This is a genomic window from Vulcaniibacterium thermophilum (assembly GCF_007923255.1).
Taxonomy (GTDB): domain Bacteria; phylum Pseudomonadota; class Gammaproteobacteria; order Xanthomonadales; family Xanthomonadaceae; genus Lysobacter_F; species Lysobacter_F thermophilum.
This window is the reverse complement of the sequence record NZ_VOHJ01000004.1, coordinates 110,860-127,563: the sequence shown is the minus strand read 5'-3', so window position 1 is coordinate 127,563 and position 16,704 is coordinate 110,860. Positions and strand designations below refer to the sequence as shown.

At 70.8% G+C, this 16,704-nt stretch carries 14 protein-coding genes; 6 read left to right on the top strand and 8 right to left on the bottom strand.

All coding sequences use genetic code 11. The features are described from left to right. Positions 1-31: 31 nt before the first annotated feature. From FQY64_RS03185 to FQY64_RS03165, 5 genes are all read left to right on the top strand, one after another. Positions 32-934, top strand: coding sequence for a carbon-nitrogen hydrolase (locus FQY64_RS03185; RefSeq protein ID WP_146472261.1), 903 nt, complete (start codon positions 32-34; stop codon positions 932-934). A gap of 104 nt (positions 935-1,038) precedes the next feature. Beyond that, positions 1,039-1,647: a TetR/AcrR family transcriptional regulator gene (locus FQY64_RS03180; RefSeq protein ID WP_146472260.1), complete on the top strand. Its 609-nt coding sequence runs from the start codon at positions 1,039-1,041 to the stop codon at positions 1,645-1,647. A 73-nt stretch (positions 1,648-1,720) separates the two neighbouring features. After that, the gene (locus FQY64_RS03175) at positions 1,721-2,596 is read left to right on the top strand and encodes an alpha/beta hydrolase (protein ID WP_229814902.1); all 876 of its coding nucleotides are present in this window, start codon (positions 1,721-1,723) and stop codon (positions 2,594-2,596) included. Positions 2,597-2,685: 89 nt separating this feature from the next. Further along, positions 2,686-3,897: a TraB/GumN family protein gene (locus FQY64_RS03170; RefSeq protein ID WP_146472258.1), complete on the top strand. Its 1,212-nt coding sequence runs from the start codon at positions 2,686-2,688 to the stop codon at positions 3,895-3,897. Positions 3,898-4,181: 284 nt separating this feature from the next. Beyond that, positions 4,182-5,060: a crotonase/enoyl-CoA hydratase family protein gene (locus tag FQY64_RS03165; protein WP_146472257.1), complete on the top strand. Its 879-nt coding sequence runs from the start codon at positions 4,182-4,184 to the stop codon at positions 5,058-5,060. 10 nt (positions 5,061-5,070) lie between these two features. Here the strand turns inward: FQY64_RS03165 and FQY64_RS03160 are convergent, their stop codons facing one another. The 5 genes from FQY64_RS03160 to FQY64_RS03140 form a co-directional block, all read right to left on the bottom strand. Next, positions 5,071-7,260, bottom strand: coding sequence for an ATP-binding protein (locus FQY64_RS03160; protein ID WP_146472256.1), 2,190 nt, complete (start codon positions 7,258-7,260; stop codon positions 5,071-5,073). Continuing rightward, a complete protein-coding gene (locus FQY64_RS03155; RefSeq protein WP_146472255.1) occupies positions 7,260-8,336 on the bottom strand; it encodes an HD-GYP domain-containing protein in 1,077 nt (358 codons plus the stop codon). Before FQY64_RS03155 ends, FQY64_RS03160 begins: the two co-directional genes overlap by 1 nt. A gap of 126 nt (positions 8,337-8,462) precedes the next feature. Next, positions 8,463-9,983: a lysine--tRNA ligase gene (gene lysS, locus FQY64_RS03150; RefSeq protein ID WP_146472254.1), complete on the bottom strand. Its 1,521-nt coding sequence runs from the start codon at positions 9,981-9,983 to the stop codon at positions 8,463-8,465. A gap of 174 nt (positions 9,984-10,157) precedes the next feature. After that, positions 10,158-11,286 (bottom strand): peptide chain release factor 2 gene (prfB, locus tag FQY64_RS03145; protein ID WP_146472253.1). Its coding sequence is split into 2 segments (ribosomal slippage): positions 10,158-11,210 and positions 11,212-11,286, totalling 1,128 coding nucleotides; the frame shifts between segments, so codons are not numbered across the junction. Between the two features lie 52 nt (positions 11,287-11,338). Continuing rightward, the gene (locus FQY64_RS03140) at positions 11,339-12,214 is read right to left on the bottom strand and encodes a LytTR family DNA-binding domain-containing protein (protein ID WP_146472252.1); all 876 of its coding nucleotides are present in this window, start codon (positions 12,212-12,214) and stop codon (positions 11,339-11,341) included. A 154-nt stretch (positions 12,215-12,368) separates the two neighbouring features. Between FQY64_RS03140 and FQY64_RS03135 the strand changes: the two genes are divergently transcribed. Continuing rightward, entirely contained in the window at positions 12,369-13,556 is a 1,188-nt protein-coding gene (locus FQY64_RS03135) for an acyltransferase family protein (protein WP_146472251.1), read from the top strand. 15 nt (positions 13,557-13,571) lie between these two features. On the opposite strand, the gene recJ is transcribed toward FQY64_RS03135, so the two are convergent. The 3 genes from recJ to greA are packed head-to-tail and all read right to left on the bottom strand — an operon-like array spanning position 13,572 to position 16,686. Further along, positions 13,572-15,284 (bottom strand): single-stranded-DNA-specific exonuclease RecJ, encoded by a 1,713-nt coding sequence (gene recJ, locus FQY64_RS03130; RefSeq protein WP_146472250.1) that lies wholly within the window; start codon positions 15,282-15,284, stop codon positions 13,572-13,574. After that, positions 15,281-16,213 (bottom strand): phosphoglycerate mutase, encoded by a 933-nt coding sequence (locus FQY64_RS03125; RefSeq protein ID WP_146472249.1) that lies wholly within the window; start codon positions 16,211-16,213, stop codon positions 15,281-15,283. Before FQY64_RS03125 ends, recJ begins: the two co-directional genes overlap by 4 nt. Next, positions 16,210-16,686 carry a transcription elongation factor GreA gene (gene greA, locus FQY64_RS03120; protein WP_146472248.1) on the bottom strand — a complete coding sequence of 159 codons (477 nt, stop codon included), beginning with the start codon at positions 16,684-16,686 and terminating at the stop codon, positions 16,210-16,212. The genes FQY64_RS03125 and greA overlap by 4 nt, the downstream gene beginning before the upstream one ends. Positions 16,687-16,704 lie beyond the last annotated feature (18 nt).

Genomic DNA, 16,704 nt, shown 5'->3' with positions numbered 1-16,704 from the left:
ACTTGTCCCTGCACCCGAACCCGAGCGACCGATGAAGACCACCACCCTGCCCGTCGCGCTGATCCAGGAGCGCGCCGTCATCGACCAGGGCGCGCGCAATGCCGAGGCCAACCTCGCGATCATCGAGGCGCGCGTCGGCGAAGCCGCGCGGCTCGGCGCGAAGCTGGTGCTGCTGCAGGAACTGCACAACGGGCCGTACTTCTGCCAGCACGAGCACGTCTGCGAGTTCGAGCTGGCGGAGCCGATCCCCGGCCCGAGCACCGAGCGGCTGGCGGCGATCGCGCGCGCCAATCGCGTGGTGCTGGTCAGCTCGCTGTTCGAGAAGCGCGCCACCGGGCTTTACCACAACACCGCGGTGGTGTTCGACGCCGACGGTTCGGTCGCGGGCAAGTACCGCAAGATGCACATTCCGGACGACCCCGGGTTCTACGAAAAGTTCTACTTCACGCCGGGCGACACCGGCTTTACGCCGATCGACACGTCGGTCGGACGGCTCGGGGTGATGGTGTGCTGGGATCAGTGGTATCCCGAGGGCGCGCGGCTGATGGCGCTGGCCGGCGCGGAACTGCTGCTGTACCCCACCGCGATCGGTTGGGATCCGACCGACGAGCAGGCGGAGAAGGACCGTCAGCGCGAGGCCTGGATCCTGAGCCACCGCGGGCATGCGGTCGCGAACGGCCTGCCCGTGCTGTCGTGCAACCGTGTCGGCCACGAGCCCTCGCCGCTCGGCGCAGCCGGAATCCGGTTCTGGGGATCGAGCCATGTGCTCGGCCCGCAGGGCGAGTTCCTGGCGCTGGCGGGCACCGACGCGCCGGAAATCGTGGTGGCCGAAGTCGACATGCGGCGCAGCGAGCACGTCCGCCGCATCTGGCCGTTCCTGCGCGACCGCCGCATCGACGCCTACGGCGACCTGCTGAAGCGCTACCGCGACTGACGCGCCACCGGGTGAGCAGGGGCAGCGCCGGCGCACTGCGCCGGGCGCTTCGCGGCCGACGAACGGCAGGCAACAAGAACGAACGATCGTGCTATTGTCGGCGCATGACCCCTCCGACCACCACCCGTAAGGGCGCCGCCACCCGCGACACGATCCTCGGGCGCGCCTACGAGATCGCCTGCGGCGCGGGGCTCGAGGGGCTGTCGATCGGACCACTGGCGGAGGCGGTGGGCATGTCCAAGAGCGGCGTGTTCGCCCACTTCGGCTCCCGCGAGGATCTCCAGCTCGCCGTCCTGGACGAAGCCGGGGAGAGGTTCGTCGACCGGGTGCTGCGCCCCGCGCTGTCGGCGCGCCGCGGGCTGCCGCGGCTGCGGGCGATCGTGCAGGGCTGGTTCGAGTGGGTCCGGCAGAACGCCGGGGGCTGCCTGCTGCTGGCGGCCGCGAGCGAATACGACGACCGGCCCGGACCGCTGCGCGATCGCGTCATCCTGCTCGAGAGCCGCTGGCGTGCCGAGATCGCCCGCGCCATCCGGCTGGCCGTCGAGAGCGGCGAACTGGCCGCCGACACCGACCCCGACCAGATGGCATTCGAGATCTACGCCCTGGCGCTGGCGGTGCACCACGACGCGGGGCTGTTCGGATTCGAAGCCGCCCACGCGCGGGGCGAACGCGGCTTCGAGCGCCTGCTGCGCACCTACGCCCCCGCGTCCTGAGCCCGAGGCCCTCGCCATGCCCCCTCCGTCGCACGCTATTTTCCGCACGATCGTTCGTTCATTGAAGTGGACGATGACACGCGCGGGCTTCGCCCTCGCCAGCCATCTCGCCCCGCAGGCGGCCACGCGTCACGCCGCGCGGCTCTTCTGCACCCCTGCCCCGGGCACGCGGCTGCGCGCGCGATCGGCCGCGCTGCCTGTCGGGGCCGGTCTGGAGCGGCTCGCGCTGCCGGACGGGCGCATGGTGCAGACCTACGCCTGGGGCGATCCGCGGCGCGAACCTTACGTGCTGCTCGCGCATGGCTGGTCCAGTCACGGCAGCCGGTTCACCGCGTGGATCGGCGCCCTGCGCGAAGCCGGATACGCGGTGGTGGCGTTCGATCAGCCCGCGCACGGACTGAGCGAAGGGCAGCAGGCCTCGCTGCCGGAGTTCGTCGACACCGTGCTGGCGGTCGGCGCGCATTTCGGACCGGCCGCGGGCGTCGTCGGCCACTCGCTCGGCGGAACCGCGAGCGCGCTCGCGGTGGCGCGCGGCCTGCAGGCCCAGCGGGTCGTGCTGGTCGCACCCGCCGCCGATCCGATGGATGCGGCGCGGCGCTTCGCGCGCATGATCGGCCTGGCGCAGCACCTGTGCGCGCGGATGTCGGCGCTGTTCCGCGACGCGCTGGGGCTCGGCTTCGAGGATCTGCAGGTCCACCGCAACACGGGCCGCATCGGGCGGCCGGCGCTGATCGTGCATGACGTGCTCGACCGCGAGGTGCCGTGGTCGGAAGGCGAGCGCATCGCCCGCCACTGGCCCGGGGCGCGCCTGCTCAGCACGACGGGGCTCGGACACCATCGCATCGTCGACGACGCCGGCGTGATCGAGGCCGCACTGCGCTTCCTGCGCGGCGGCAGTCCGGGCGAGCGCGTGGTGTCGACGCCGAATCTGCCCTACGGTCTGGCTTGAGCCCGTCCGGCAGGACGCGCCTGCTAAGCTTGCGGCCGCGACGGCGCCTCACGGCGCCGTCGTCGTGTCAGGTCCAGCAGGAGTCCTTCGTGAGCGCCACGCCCGATCCCGCCGCCCTCGTGCAGTCGCAGCCGCATGCGGTCGTCGAACGCGACGGCGTCCGCTACACGCTGCTGGGCACCGCGCACGTCTCGCAGGCCAGCGTCGATGCGGTGCGCGACGCGATCGCCAGCGGCCGCTTCGATGCGGTGGCGGTGGAGCTGGACGAGCATCGGCTGGTGGCGCTCACCGATCCGGATGCGCTCGCGCGCATGGATCTGATCGAAGTCCTGCGCACCGGGCGCACGCCGATGTTCGCCGCCAACCTGGCATTGGCCGCGTACCAGCGCCGGCTCGCCGAGCAGCTCGCGATCGAGCCCGGCGCCGAACTGAAGCGCGCGGTGCTGGAAGCGCGCCAGCGCGACCTGCCCGTCCATCTGATCGATCGCGACGTCGGCCGCACGTTCCGTCGCGCATGGGGCCGCCTCGGTTTCTGGGCGCGCGCACGGCTCGGCGGCGGCCTGCTGGGCGCGCTGCTGGCGCGCGAGGAAGTCGATGCCGAGGACATCGAGAAACTCAAACAGGGCGACCTGCTGGAATCGACTTTCAGCGAGTTCGCCACCGGCAGCCCCGCGCTCTACGAAACGGTGATCGCCGAACGCGATCGCTATATGGCCGCACGGCTGCGGCAAAGCGCCGGCAACGCGCGCGAGGTACTGGCGGTGGTCGGCGCCGGCCATCTGGCCGGACTGTCGCGCCATTTGCGCGCAGACGCCGACGCGCCCGAACGCATTTGCGAGACGCTCGACGCGATTCCGCCGAAGAGTCGGGTGCCGTGGTTCACCCTGGCGCTGGCGGCGTTCGTGCTCGGCGGTTTCGCGTGGGGTTTCTGGCGCGGCGGACTGGAAGTCGGCTCCGATCTGCTGCTGGAATGGACGCTGACCACGATGGCGCTCGGCGCGCTGGGGTGCGCGCTCGCCGGCGGGCATCCGCTGAGCATCCTGGTCGCGGCGCTGGCATCGCCGGTGACGCCGCTGCATCCGGCGCTGGCGTCGGGGATGCTGAGCGCGCTCACCGAAGCCTGGCTGCGCAAGCCCACCCATGCCGATTTCCTCGCCCTGCGCGACGACGTCACGCACTGGCGCGGCTGGTGGCGCAACCGCGTCGCGCGCGTGCTGCTGAATTTCTTTCTGACCAGCATGGGCACCGCGATCGGCGTCTGGATCGGCGGTGCGCGCATGCTCGGCACCCTGTTCGGCTGAGCGGATCGCACGGCGCGCCTTCGCGTGAAGGCGCCGGCGCCGTCGGCGTTTATGTTTCCGAAAAGCGGCGTCGCAGCCTCGGAGAATCGGGGGCGCGATGCTGCGCGCGGTCGCGGGATTTTGATCCCGGCATCGCGACGGTTTTTTGACGGACCAGGTCTTTAAAACTCCGCTTGCAGTCGCGTGATTTTCGGCGCATAGATTCCAGGCGTCGGGCGCACACCTACCCTCACACCCGTCCTGTACTGCGACCGGCCGGACGGACCCACCATCGGAGCCAAGCCATGTCTGTCGTGTACCCCTTCCAGCATCCCGACTCGCCCCGCACGCTGCGCGTCGTCGAGGAAACCGAGCGTTCCGTCTACTGGATCCACATGCATGCGGACCTGGTCGAGGCGCCCGGTCGCGCGTGTTTCTCCAGGCGACTGGTGGACGAGATCATCGCCTACCAGCGCGATCTGGGCGCGCGGCTGCGCCGGGAGCAGGCGATGCAGACGGGCTCGCCGCTGCCGCACGTGGTGCTGGCCTCCGACGTGGACGTGTTCAACCTGGGCGGCGATCTGGACCTGTTCTGCCGCCTGATCCGCCAGCAGGACCGCGCGGCGCTGCTCGCCTACGCGCGCCAGTGCGTGTATGGCGTGTACGCCTTCTACGCCGGGCTCGATGCCGGCGCGCACAGCATCGCGCTCGTGCAGGGCAACGCGCTGGGCGGCGGCTTCGAGGCGGCGCTGAGCTGCCACACGATCGTCGCCGAGGAGGACGTGCAGATGGGCCTGCCGGAGGTGCTGTTCGACCTCTTCCCGGGCATGGGCGCGTACTCGTTCATGTGCAAGCGGATCGCGCCGGCGCTGGCCGAGAAGATCATGCTGGAAGGCAATCTCTACAGCGCGCAGGAACTGCAGCGGATGGGGCTGGTGGATATCGTCGCGCCGAAGGGCGAAGGCGCGCAGGCGGTGGAGGAAGTGATCCGCGCCAACCGCCGCATTCCGCACGCGCGCGCGGCGATGCACCAGGTGCGCCAGCTCGCGCAGGGCATCACGCTCGAGGAGCTGATGCGCATCACCGAGATCTGGGTGGATACCGCGCTGCAGCTCGGCGAGAAGTCGCTGCGCACCATGGACCGCCTGGTGCGGGCGCAGTCGCGGCGCGGCGTCACCGCGTAAGCGCCGCTCCTCAGGGGCCGCGCTCGCCCTCGTCGTGGGCGCGGCCCGCCGTTTCGCGCGCCGCCAGCGCTTCGCGGCCGTGCGCGAGGCGCTCGCGCAGTTCGGCGAGCCGGTTGCGCCAGTCGCGCCCCAACTGCCAATCGGGCATGCGCATCATCTCGCCGCCGAGGGCGGCGAGCTTGATCAGGCCGATGCTGCCGGCCACGCCCTTCAGCGCATGCGCCTGCTCGCGCGCCTGTTCCCAGTCGCGGCGCTCGCAGGCTTCGGCCAGGTTCGCCATGCACTGGTCGGCATCGCGCAGGCACTGGGCGATGAATTCGCGCTGGAAGCCCTCGCCCAAACCGAGGCTATCGAGTTCCTCCAGCACCGTCGGATCGAACGTCGCATCGCCGCCGGGGGCGCCGGCGCGCGCCGGCGCGGTGGTCATCGGCTGGGCGGCGCGTGCGCTGCCGCTGGCCGCGATCTCGGCCAGTGCGTCGAGCAGCCGCTGGGTCGCCACCGGCTTGGGCAGGAAGGCCCAGGCACCGGCCTGCTCGCAGGCGCGCATGGCTTCCGGAGTGACGTCCGCGCTGTAGACGATCACCGGCGTGCGGCGGGCACGGGCGGCCTCGATCACGCGCAACTGTTTGAGCATGTCCAGGCCGCTCATGCCGGGCATGTGCAGATCGCAGATGACCGCGTCGTACTCGGCGTCGGCGACCGCATCCAGCACCGCCTCGCCGCCGTCCACGCAGACGCTGCGGTGCCCGGCCTTCTGCAGAATCCGCTGCAGCACCATCCGGTTCGCTTCGTGGTCGTCGGCCACCAGGATCGACAGGCTCCGCACGCGCGCGCGATGGCGCAGGAACGGATCGGTGAAGGCGATGACGTTGGCCGGCGCCGATTCGTCCTGCCGCTCGGCCGCGGGCGCATCCTCGGCCACCGGCAGCAACGCGGGCGACGGTTCGACGCGCTCGAACGGCAGCACCACCCAGAAACGGCTGCCCTGCCCTTCGGTGCTCTCGAAGCCGATGGTGCCGCCCATCGACTCGGCCAGGCCCTTCGCGATCGTGAGCCCGAGCCCGGTACCGCCGAACCGGCGCGACAGACCGGTGTCGACCTGCTCGAAGGCCTCGAACAGCCGGCCACGGACGTGGGCCGGGATGCCGATGCCGGTATCGCTGACGGTGAAGCGCAGGCGCACGCGCTCGCCGGTCTGGGACTCGACGCCGACGTCGAGCCGCACGGTGCCGGTCTCGGTGAACTTGACCGCGTTGCCGGCAAGGTTGATCAGGATCTGCCGCACGTGCGCCATGTCGCCGCGCAGCAGCTCGGGCACCTCGGGCGCGAGCGCCGCCTCGTAGCGCAACTGCTTGGCGCGCGCCTGCGGCATCAGGATCAGGTTGATCGAGTCGAGCAGGTCGCGCGGGGAGAAATCGCCATGGGCGAGCTTCAGCTTGCCGGCCTCGATCGCCGAGATGTCCAGCACGTCCTCGACCAGCGCCAGCAGCGCGCGGGTCGAAGCCTGGATGGTGTTGACGCACTCGCGCTGCTCGGCGTCGAGGCGGGTGGTCGCCAGCAACTCGGACATGCCCGCCAGCCCGTTGAGCGGCGTGCGGAACTCGTGGCTCATGTTGGCCAGGAACCGGCTCTTCGCCTCGTTGGCCCGGCGCGCCTCGTCGACCGCGTCCGTCAACTGCCGCAGCAGGTTGTCGAAGTACAGCGGCACCGCCGCCAGCCCCAGCAGCAGGCCCCACGAGAGGTAGGGATTGGCGCGCCAGTACGGCGAAAGCACGATCACGCTGAGGAACGACAGCGAGGCCAGCGTGGTGGCGATGCGCAGGTAATGGTTGCCGTAGCGCATGCCGTTGCCGATCGTCACCCACAGGTAGACGCCGTACAGCGGCGCGGCGGTTTCCCCCTCCACGCACATGATGATGCCGATGGCGGCGTAGTCGGTGAGCATGCCGATCCCGCGCCGCAGGTGCGAGACGCCCGGATTGCGCAGGATCGCCGCGAACAGGCCGAGCGCGATCAGCAGTTCGGTGAGCAGCGCCGTCCAGGTGATCGCGACGCTGGTCTGCCCGCCGCTGCTGAAGTAGCGCCACGCCATGTAGGCGGAGAACAGCGCGGTGATCGCGATGCGCACCAGGTTCTGCGCGTGCTCCGTATCCGGGCGCCGGCGCAGGCGGTCTCCGAGCTGGCGCAGCACGGCGGGCATCAGTGCACTTCCGGCAACGTGGTCGCGATCGAGTAGCGCTCGCAGATCTCGGCGAAACGCCCGTGGTTGCGCACCAGGGCGTCGACGCACTCGGGATCGAACAGCCGGCCGCGCTGGGCGTACAGGTAGGCCAGGGTCTCCTCCACCGTCCACGCGCGCTTGTACGGTCGCGGCGACAGCAGCGCGTCGGCGACGTCGGCCACGGCGACGATCCGGGCCTCGATCGGGATCGCCTCGCCCTTCAGCCCGTGCGGATAGCCGCTGCCGTCGTAGCGCTCGTGATGCCGCAGCGCGATGGTGGCGCCGAGCTGGATGAAACGGTTGTTGCTGCCGCTGAGCAGCTCGTGGCCGATCAGCGGATGCTTGCGCATGACTTCCGTCTCCTCCGGCGTGAGCGGCCCCTTCTTCAGCAGGATCGCATCCGGGATGGCGATCTTGCCGATGTCGTGCAGCGGCGCGGCCGCCTCGATCAGGCGGCAGGTCTCCTCCGGCAGGCCGATGTGTTCCGCGATCAGGCCGGCGATGTGCGACATCCGCTCCAGGAAAGCGCTGGTGCCCAGATCGCGGTATTCGATCGCGCGCGCGAGCCGCTGCAGGGTTTCGCGCTCGCGCTCCTCGACCTCGTGCATGCTGGCGAGCAGACGCTGCTCCAGCGACAGCGCGCGCTGCTTCACGCTTTCGGCCTGCTGGCGCAGCGCCAGCAGGTTGCGGCAGCGCGCGCGCAGCTCGCGCGGGCGCACCGGCTTGACGAGGAAGTCGATCACGCCGGCCTCGAGCGCCGCCTGGCGCACGGGCTCGTCGCCGACCACGGTGATGAGGACGATCGGGATGTCCCGGTGGAGAGGCATGCGGCGGAACCGGCGCGCGAACTCCAGGCCGTCCATTCCGGGCATGCGGTAGTCGAGCAGCAGCAGGTCCGGCTGGTCCTGCTCGCACCATTTCAGGGCGGCCTCGGCCTCGCCGAAATCGTGCACGTTCAGCTCGGTCGAAATGTCCTCCACGATGTGGCGCAGCATCGTGCGCGCCGAGCTCTGATCGTCGACGATGACGACATTCACGTCGTTACCGGGTCCCATTCGTGTGGTCCTGTCGCACGCAGCATAGCGCGCACCCTGCCCCACCGATAGCGGCCGCGCGGCGCCGGACTGAAGGGGTCGGAAGGCTGCGGCGGCAGGGATGGCGGGCATGTCCCCGATATTGGGTCAGCGCCCGTCTTCCGGCCGCATATACGGGAACAGCAACACGTCGCGGATCGACTCCGAGCCGGTCAGCAGCATGACCAGGCGGTCGATTCCCACCCCCAGGCCGCCGGTGGGCGGCAGGCCGACCTCCAGCGCGCGGATGTAATCGGCGTCGTAATGCATGGCCTCGTCGTCGCCGCCGGCTTTCTGTTCGACCTGGGCCTGGAAGCGCGCCGCCTGGTCTTCCGGATCGTTGAGCTCGGAGAACCCGTTGGCCATTTCCTTGCCGCCGATGAACAGTTCGAAGCGGTCGGTAATCCCGGGCTCGGTATCCGATTCGCGCGCCAGCGGCGACACTTCGACCGGGTAATGGGTAATGAACGTCGGCTGTTCGAGCCGGGCTTCGACCGTTTTCTCGAAGATTTCCAGCAGCAGCTTGCCCCAGCCGTAGCCGTCCTTGACGGGGATGCGCAGGCGCGCGCAGTGGCGGGCGAGCGCCTCGCGGTCGCGGCAGTCGGCCACCGAGATCTCCGGGTTGTGCGCGCGCACGGCTTCGTCCAGGCGCCAGCGGCGGAATCGCGGCCCGAGGTCGATGCGGGCGCCTTCCCACTCCACTTCCGTGGTGCCGAGCACGTCCAGGGCGACGTCGCGGATCATGCCCTCGGTCAGATCCATCACCTCGATGTACGTGGCGTAGGCCTCGTACAGCTCGAGCATGGTGAACTCGGGGTTGTGGCGGGTGGAAACGCCCTCGTTGCGGAAGTTGCGGTTGATCTCGTAGACGCGCTCCAGCCCGCCCACCACGAGGCGCTTGAGGTAGAGCTCGGGTGCCACGCGCAGATACAGCTCCAGATCGAGCGCGTTGTGATGCGTCACGAACGGACGCGCGGTGGCGCCGCCCGGGATGTAATGCATCATCGGGGTTTCCACTTCGAGAAACCCGCGCGCATCGAGCCAGTGGCGGATCGCCCGCACGATCCGGCTGCGCTTGACGAACACGTCGCGCACGTCCGGATTGACGATCAGATCGACGTAACGCTGGCGGTAGCGCTGTTCGACGTCGGCTAGGCCATGCCATTTGTCCGGCAGCGGCCGCAGCGACTTGGTCAGAAGCCGCAGGCGCTCGGCGCGGACCGAAAGTTCGCCGGTTTTGGTGCGGGTGAGAGGGCCTTCGGCGGCCACGATGTCGCCCACGTCCCAGCCCTTGAACGCTTCGTAGGCATCGCCCAGCGCGTTCGCCTGCAGGAAGAGCTGCAGGCGGCCGGACTCGTCCTGGATCTGCGCGAAGCTGGCCTTGCCCATCACCCGTTTGGCCATCAGCCGGCCCGCGACCGCCACGCGACGGCCCTCGGCCTCCAGCGCCTCGGCGCTCCAGCGCCCGGCGTCGGCGAATTCGCGCTGCAGGTCGCCCGCGAAATGGGTGCGGCGGAAATCGTTCGGAAACGCCACGCCCTGCGCGCGCAACGCGGCCAGCTTGGCGCGGCGTTCGGCGATCAGGCGATTGTCGTCGAGGTGAACGTCGGCAGCGGGAGAGTCGGTCATGGGATGGGTAGGTTAGGTTCAGCCGCGGATCTTCACGGATGAGCGCGGATCACATGGATGGACTGCGACTACGACGACAACGAAGGCGGGATGCGGCCGGGCGCGGCCACGCGCGTCGCCGCGCTTTTCATCCGCGGGAATCCGCGCAACCCGTGGCTGGATCGCCGCCGCCCCTCACGCCGCGTCGCTGCGTTTGGCGCCGGCCTCCAGGCCCATCTTCAGGCTGGCCTCGACGAATTCGTCGAGGTCGCCGTCGAGCACCTTCTGCGTGTCGCTGCGTTCGACGCCGGTGCGCAGGTCCTTGATGCGGCTCTGGTCCAGCACGTAGTTGCGGATCTGGCTGCCCCAGCCGATGTCCGACTTGGACGCTTCCAGCGCGGCCTTCTCGGCGTTGCGCTTCTGCAGCTCCAGCTCGTACAGCTTGGCCTTGAGCATCTTCATCGCGCGGTCGCGGTTGGCGTGCTGGCTGCGCTCGGTCTGGCAGGCCACCACGATGCCGCTCGGCACGTGGGTGATGCGCACCGCGGATTCGGTCTTGTTGACGTGCTGGCCGCCCGCACCGGAGGAGCGGTAGACGTCGGTCCTGAGGTCGGCCGGGTTGATCTCGATGTCGATGTCGTCGTCGACTTCGGGCGAAACGAACACCGAGGTGAAACTGGTGTGCCGGCGGTTGTCTGAGTCGAACGGCGACTTGCGCACCAGCCGGTGCACGCCGGTTTCGGTTTTCAGCCAGCCGTAGGCGTAGTCGCCCTCGACGCGGAACGTCGCCGACTTGATGCCGGCCACTTCGCCGCCGCTCACTTCCAGCAGCTCGGTCTTCCAGCCGCGCGACTCGCACCAGCGCAGGTACATGCGCAGCAGCATCTCGGCCCAGTCCTGCGCCTCGGTGCCGCCGGCGCCGGCCTGGATGTCGACGAACGCGTTGGCGCCGTCCATCTTGCCGGAGAACATGCGCTGGAACTCGAGTTTCTCGACGTCGCGCGCGTAACGTTCGACATCGTCCACCACCGCCTGCGCGGTGGCGTCGTCGTTCTCCATCTCCGCAAGCTCGAGCAGCTCGCCGGCCGAGCCGAGGCCCTCCTTCAGCGTGCGGATGCCGACGACGACCTTTTCCAGCGAGGCGCGCTCGCGGCCGAGCGCCTGCGCCCGCTCGGCGTCGTTCCAGACGTCGGGGCTTTCCAGCTCGCGGTTGACTTCTTCCAGACGTTCGACCTTGCGGTCGTAGTCAAAGATACCCCCTCAGCGCATCCAGCCGATCGACCAGATCGGCGATGCGCTGGCGGACGGGATTGAGCTCGATCATCGAACCTGTCCGGCACCAAACAAAAGGAGCGGAATTCTAGCAGGCGCGCGGCTCAGGCGGCCGCGGCCAGACGTGAACGCAGGGCATCGCGGTAGCGGCGGCTGCACGGCAGCACGGTGCCGTCCTTCAGGTGCACCCGGGCATCGCCGGTGTCCTGCGGCTCGATCGCGGCCAGCAGGTCGAGATTGACGATGTAGCTGCGGTGGATGCGGGCGAACCGGCCCGGGTCGAGCCGCGCCTCGAGCCCGGCCACCGTGCTGCGCAGCGGGTAGTCGTGGCCGCGCACGCGCAGGTTGACGTAGTTGCCCGCGGCCTGCACCCATTCGATGTCGGCGGCGGCGATCAGGAACTCGCGGCCGAGCTTGCGGACCAGGAACCGCTCGGGCCGGTCCACCGGCTCCACCGGCTCGCCGTCCTCGGGCGGGTCGAGCAGGCGGGCCTCGCCCTGCAGGCGGCGCAGGAACAGGCGGTAGGTCTCGACGATGACCACCATCGAGGCGTAGGTGCGCACGTCCTTGAGGTACTCGTAGGCCAGCTCGCGCGGCCAGGCGCCGAAGCCGTAGCTGTCGCCCTGGGTGGCGTAGGCCAGCTTGCGCAGCGCGACCATGGCCAGCACGTGGGTCACCGAGAACACCACGCTGGCGACCAGGTGCCAGGGCAGTTGGCGACGCCAGGTGTCCCAGTGAAGCGGGAAGCGGCGGGTGAAGGCGACCACCGCCGGCACCAGCGCCAGCAGCACCAGGTTGCTGCTGAACTCCCAGACCACCGGCTCCCAGGGGGCGATCGGCAGGCCGAGCCGGCGGATGTCCATGTTGACCGTCAGGCTGTTGCTGACGGCGTGGATCAGGCTCATGCCGACCCAGAAGCCGATCTGCAGGGTGCGGCTGCGCCAGATCGGCGCGGAGGTCGGGGGCGTGCGGGCATCCATCGCGCGCATTCTAGGCGCCGGCGGGCGCCGGCCCGTCCGCGATTCGTCCCCGCGCGCCCGCGGCTCGTCACCGCGCCGCCGCTCGCCGTCACCTGGCGCCCCCTGCCCGCCGGCGCTGCGCGCACCCTCGCGCCTTCCGATCGGGAGGTGCCGCATGGACCGACGTTACGACCTCGATGCGGTCCGGGTGGCCGCGTTCGGCCTGCTGGTGCTCTACCACGTGGGCATGTACTACGTGAGCTGGGACTGGCACGTCAAAAGTCCGCAGGCGGGGCCGGCGCTCGAACCGCTGATGCTGCTGACGGCGCCCTGGCGGCTGTCGCTGCTGTTCCTGGTGTCGGGCGCGGCGACCGCGTTCATGTTCGGACGCAAGCGCGACGGTTTCCTCCGCGCGCGCTCCTGGCGCCTGCTGCTGCCGCTGGCGTTCGGCATGCTGGTGGTGGTGCCGCCGCAGGCGTACTACGAAGTGGTGGAGAAGCTGCCGGGCGGCTACCACGACGGCTATCCCGCGTTCTACCGGCTCTATCTGCAGGGCTACGACGGCTTCTGCCGCGACGGCGACTGCCTGACCCTGCCGACCTGGAACCATCTGTGGTTCCTGGCCTATCTGTGGGTCTACACCCTGCCGGTGGTGCTGCTGGCGCGCGCGCTGCCGGAGCGGGCGCGGACCGCCCTCGCCTGCCTGCGCGACCGCGCGTTCGGCGGCATCGGCCTGCTGCTGTGGCCGATCCTGTGGCTGGGGCTGGCGCGGGTGCTGCTGCTCGACCGGTTCGGGTCGACCCATGCGCTGGTCGACGACGTCTACAACCACGTGCAGTACCTGCCCGTCTTCGCGCTGGGCTTCGCGATCGCGCGCGCGGATGCGGTCTGGGACAATGTGCGGCGGCTGCGATGGCCCGCGCTCGGACTGGCGGTCGGCGCGTATGCGGGGCTGATGGTCTATTACGGGCTCCACGACGAGCAGAACCCGCCGACGGACCTGCTCCGGCAGGCGATGCGGCTGGTGTGGGGCGCGATGCAGTGGAGCGCGATCGTCGCCGTGCTCGGTTTCGCGCGCGGATGGGTGCGCGGGCCGAGCCGGGTGCTGAACTACCTGACCCCGGCGGTGTATCCCGTCTACATCCTGCACCAGACGGTGATCGTGGTGCTGGCGCACAACCTCAAGCCGCTGGCGCTCGCGCCGGGAATCGAGGGGCTGCTGCTGGTGGTGGTCACGTTCGGCCTGTGCTTCGCCGCGTACGAGGCGATCCGGCGCGTGAAGCCGCTGCGGCCGCTGTTCGGGCTGCCGGCGCAGGCGCGGTCGGCGCCGGCAGCGCGGCCGGCCACGGCATCGACCGGCTGAGTCCCGCGCGCCGGCTCAGGCGGGTTCGCGGTGGACGACGACCAGTTGCACCGCATCGCCGCCGCGCCAGTCGTCCGGCTCCAGCCGGAACACCAGGCGCACGCGCGCCGGCGGCGCCGTTCCGCTCCAGCCGCCGAACTCGATCGCATCGAGCCGGCGGCCGCCGCAGGCCAGCTCCATGCGCAGGTGGCGGCCGCCGACCACCCGCCAGCCGAGCACCTCGAACACGCCGTCGAACTGCGGTTCGGGGAAGCCCATGCCCCACGGCCCGCCGTCGCGCAGGCACTCCGCATGGCCGCGGGTGAACTCGTCGAGCGCCAGTTCGCCGTCGCTGTGCAGCTCGGCCTGCAGCAGCTCGGGCGTCAGCAGACGCGCGGCGCATTCCTCGAACGCGGCGCGGAACGCCGCCAGCGCATCGCTGCGCAGCGACAGGCCGGCCGCCATCGCGTGGCCGCCGAACCGCTCGAGCAGCTCGGCGCGCGCCGCGGCCACGGTCGCCAGCGCGTCGCGGATGTGGAAGCCGGGAATCGAGCGCGCCGAGCCGCGCAGGCTGGACGCCGCGGGCTCGGCCGGGGCGAACGCGATCACCGGGCGATGCAGACGCTCCTTCAGCTTCGACGCCACCAGCCCCACCACGCCCGGATGCCACTCCGGGTCGTACAGGCACAGCACCGGCGGCAGCGTGCCGTCCAGCGCGATGCGCGCGACCGCGGCTTCCGCCTCCTCGGTCATCTGCTGCTGCACGGCGCGGCGCTCGGCGTTGATTTCGTCCAGCGTCTGCGCGATGTCGCGCGCCTGCGCCATGTCCTCGGCGAGCAGACAGGCGATGCCCAGGCTCATGTCCTCGAGTCGCCCGGCGGCGTTGAGCCGCGGCGCGATCGCATAGCCGATGTCGGCGGCGGTCAGCACCACGGCGTCGCGACGCGACACCTCGATCAATGCGCGCAGCCCCGCGCACCCCTGCCCCGCGCGCAGGCGGCGCAGCCCGGCCGACACCAGCGCGCGGTTGTTGGTATCCAGCGGCACCAGATCGGCGATGGTGCCGACCGCGACCAGGTCGAGCAGCGCGGCCAGATCCGGCGCCGGCTCGGGCAGCCGCCCGCGTTCGCGCAGATGCCGCCGCAGCGCCAGCAGCACGTAGAACATCACCCCCACCCCCGCCATCGCCTTGCTCGGGAAAGCGTCGCCGGGACGGTTGGGATTCACGATGGCGTCCGCCGGCGGCAGCGTCGGTCCGGGCAGATGGTGATCGGTCACCAGAACCCGCCAGCCGCGCGCCTTGGCCGCGGCGATGCCGGCGTGGCAGGCGATGCCGTGATCGACGGTCACCAGCAGATCGGGTTCGAGCGCGGCCAGCTCGTCCACCAGCGGCGGCGACAGACCGTAGCCGTGCACCATCCGGTTCGGCACCGCGTGCGAGACACGGCGCGCGCCGAGCATGCGCAGCCCGCGCACGCCGACCGCGCAGGCCGTCGCGCCGTCGCAGTCGAAATCGCCGACCACCACGATATGCGCATCGCGCTCGATCGCATCGCCGAGCAGCGCGACCGCCGCGTCCAGATCGAGCAGCCCGTCCGGCGGCAGCAGATGCGCAAGCCGCGGCTGCGCGAGCTCGATGCGGGTCGCGCCGCGCGCGGCGTAGATCCGGCGCAGCAGCGGCGGCACGTGCGCCGGCCACTCGCCGATCTCGCCGCATTCGCGACGGCGCAGGGCGACGGTGCGGATCATGCGAGCATCGACAACGGCGCGCGCCAGAAACGCCAGCGCTGCGCGGGATCGAGCACGAACGCGGCGCCGTCGGCGAAGCGCAGTTCGGCGGGCATGCGCGAGTCCGCCAGCGGGGCGATCCAGTCGCGCAGCAGCGCCTCGGCGTCGCGCCGCGCGCGCAGGTCGAACAGCCGTCCGCCGCTGCCCGCGCTCCAGCGCTCGGGCAATGGCGAAACGGGGGTGCGCGCGAGCCGCGCGAACGCGTCGAGCACCTCGTCGTCGGTGTGGATCGCGGCATGGGCGCTGCGCACCGTCTGCGGCAGCGCGCCGCCGCCCCAGAACCACAGCGAATTCACCGCGACCCGGCCGCTGTCGAGCCGGCGCCGGTTGTGCGGATGGTTGTGCAGCACCACCTGCGCCTCGCTCAGCAGCGCGCGCCAGCGGCGCGCCTCGGGTCCGGTGTCGTCGGCGCCCGGCAGGTGGTCGAACAGGTCCTCGCCGAGCGCCGTTTCCGGCGCGACGAAGCGCGGAAGGCGCGCGCCGGCCGGCAGGCGCAGATACCAGCGCGTCGGCGTGGGCGCGTCGAGCGCGTAACCCGCATCGCCGAACAGCGGCCGCAGCGCGGGCAGCAGCGCATCGACGTCCTCCGCGGTCAGTCCGAGCGCGGGCCCGTATCCCAGCAGGCGCGCGCCGTTGATGTCGGGCCGCACGTGCGCCGGATCGGCGCGGAGCCAGAGGCTTCCGGCCGCATCGCCGCAGTCGCGCTGCCGCGTCGCCGCCGCCGCAGGCCAGCCGCGCGGCAGCACCTCGAACACGCCTGCCGCCGCTTCCGCGCCCGGGGGGTCGAGCGTCGCCTGCCGTGCGCGCCCCAGCGCACGCGCCACCGGCGCCGGCAGCGCGACTCCGGCGAAGCGCCCGCGCGGCGGCAGCAGCAGCGTGTCGCGCATCAGCCTTCGTAGCGGACTTCGACGATCTCGAACTCGCGGCGGCCGCCCGGCGCTTCCAGCGTCACCGTGTCGCCTTCGTTCTTGCCGATCAGCGCGCGCGCCAGCGGCGAGGTGATCGCGATCAGCCCCTGCTTGATGTCGGCCTCCAGGTCGCCGACGATCTGGTACGTCGTCTCCTCGCCGCTTTCGGCGTCGGCGACCACCACGGTCGCGCCGAACACCACCCGCGAACCGGCGTTGATCTTCGACACGTCGATGATCTCGGCGTGCGACAGCTCGCCCTCCAGCAGCTTGATGCGGCCTTCGATGAAGCCCTGCTGCTCGCGCGCGGCGTGATACTCGGCGTTCTCGCGCAGATCGCCGTGCGCGCGCGCCTCGGCGATGGCGGCGATGATCGCCGGCCGCTTGACCGACTTCAGCTCTTCGAGTTCGGCGCGCAGGCGCGCCGCGCCCTTCGCCGTCAACGGTGCTCTCATTGCGTTCGTTCCCTTCAA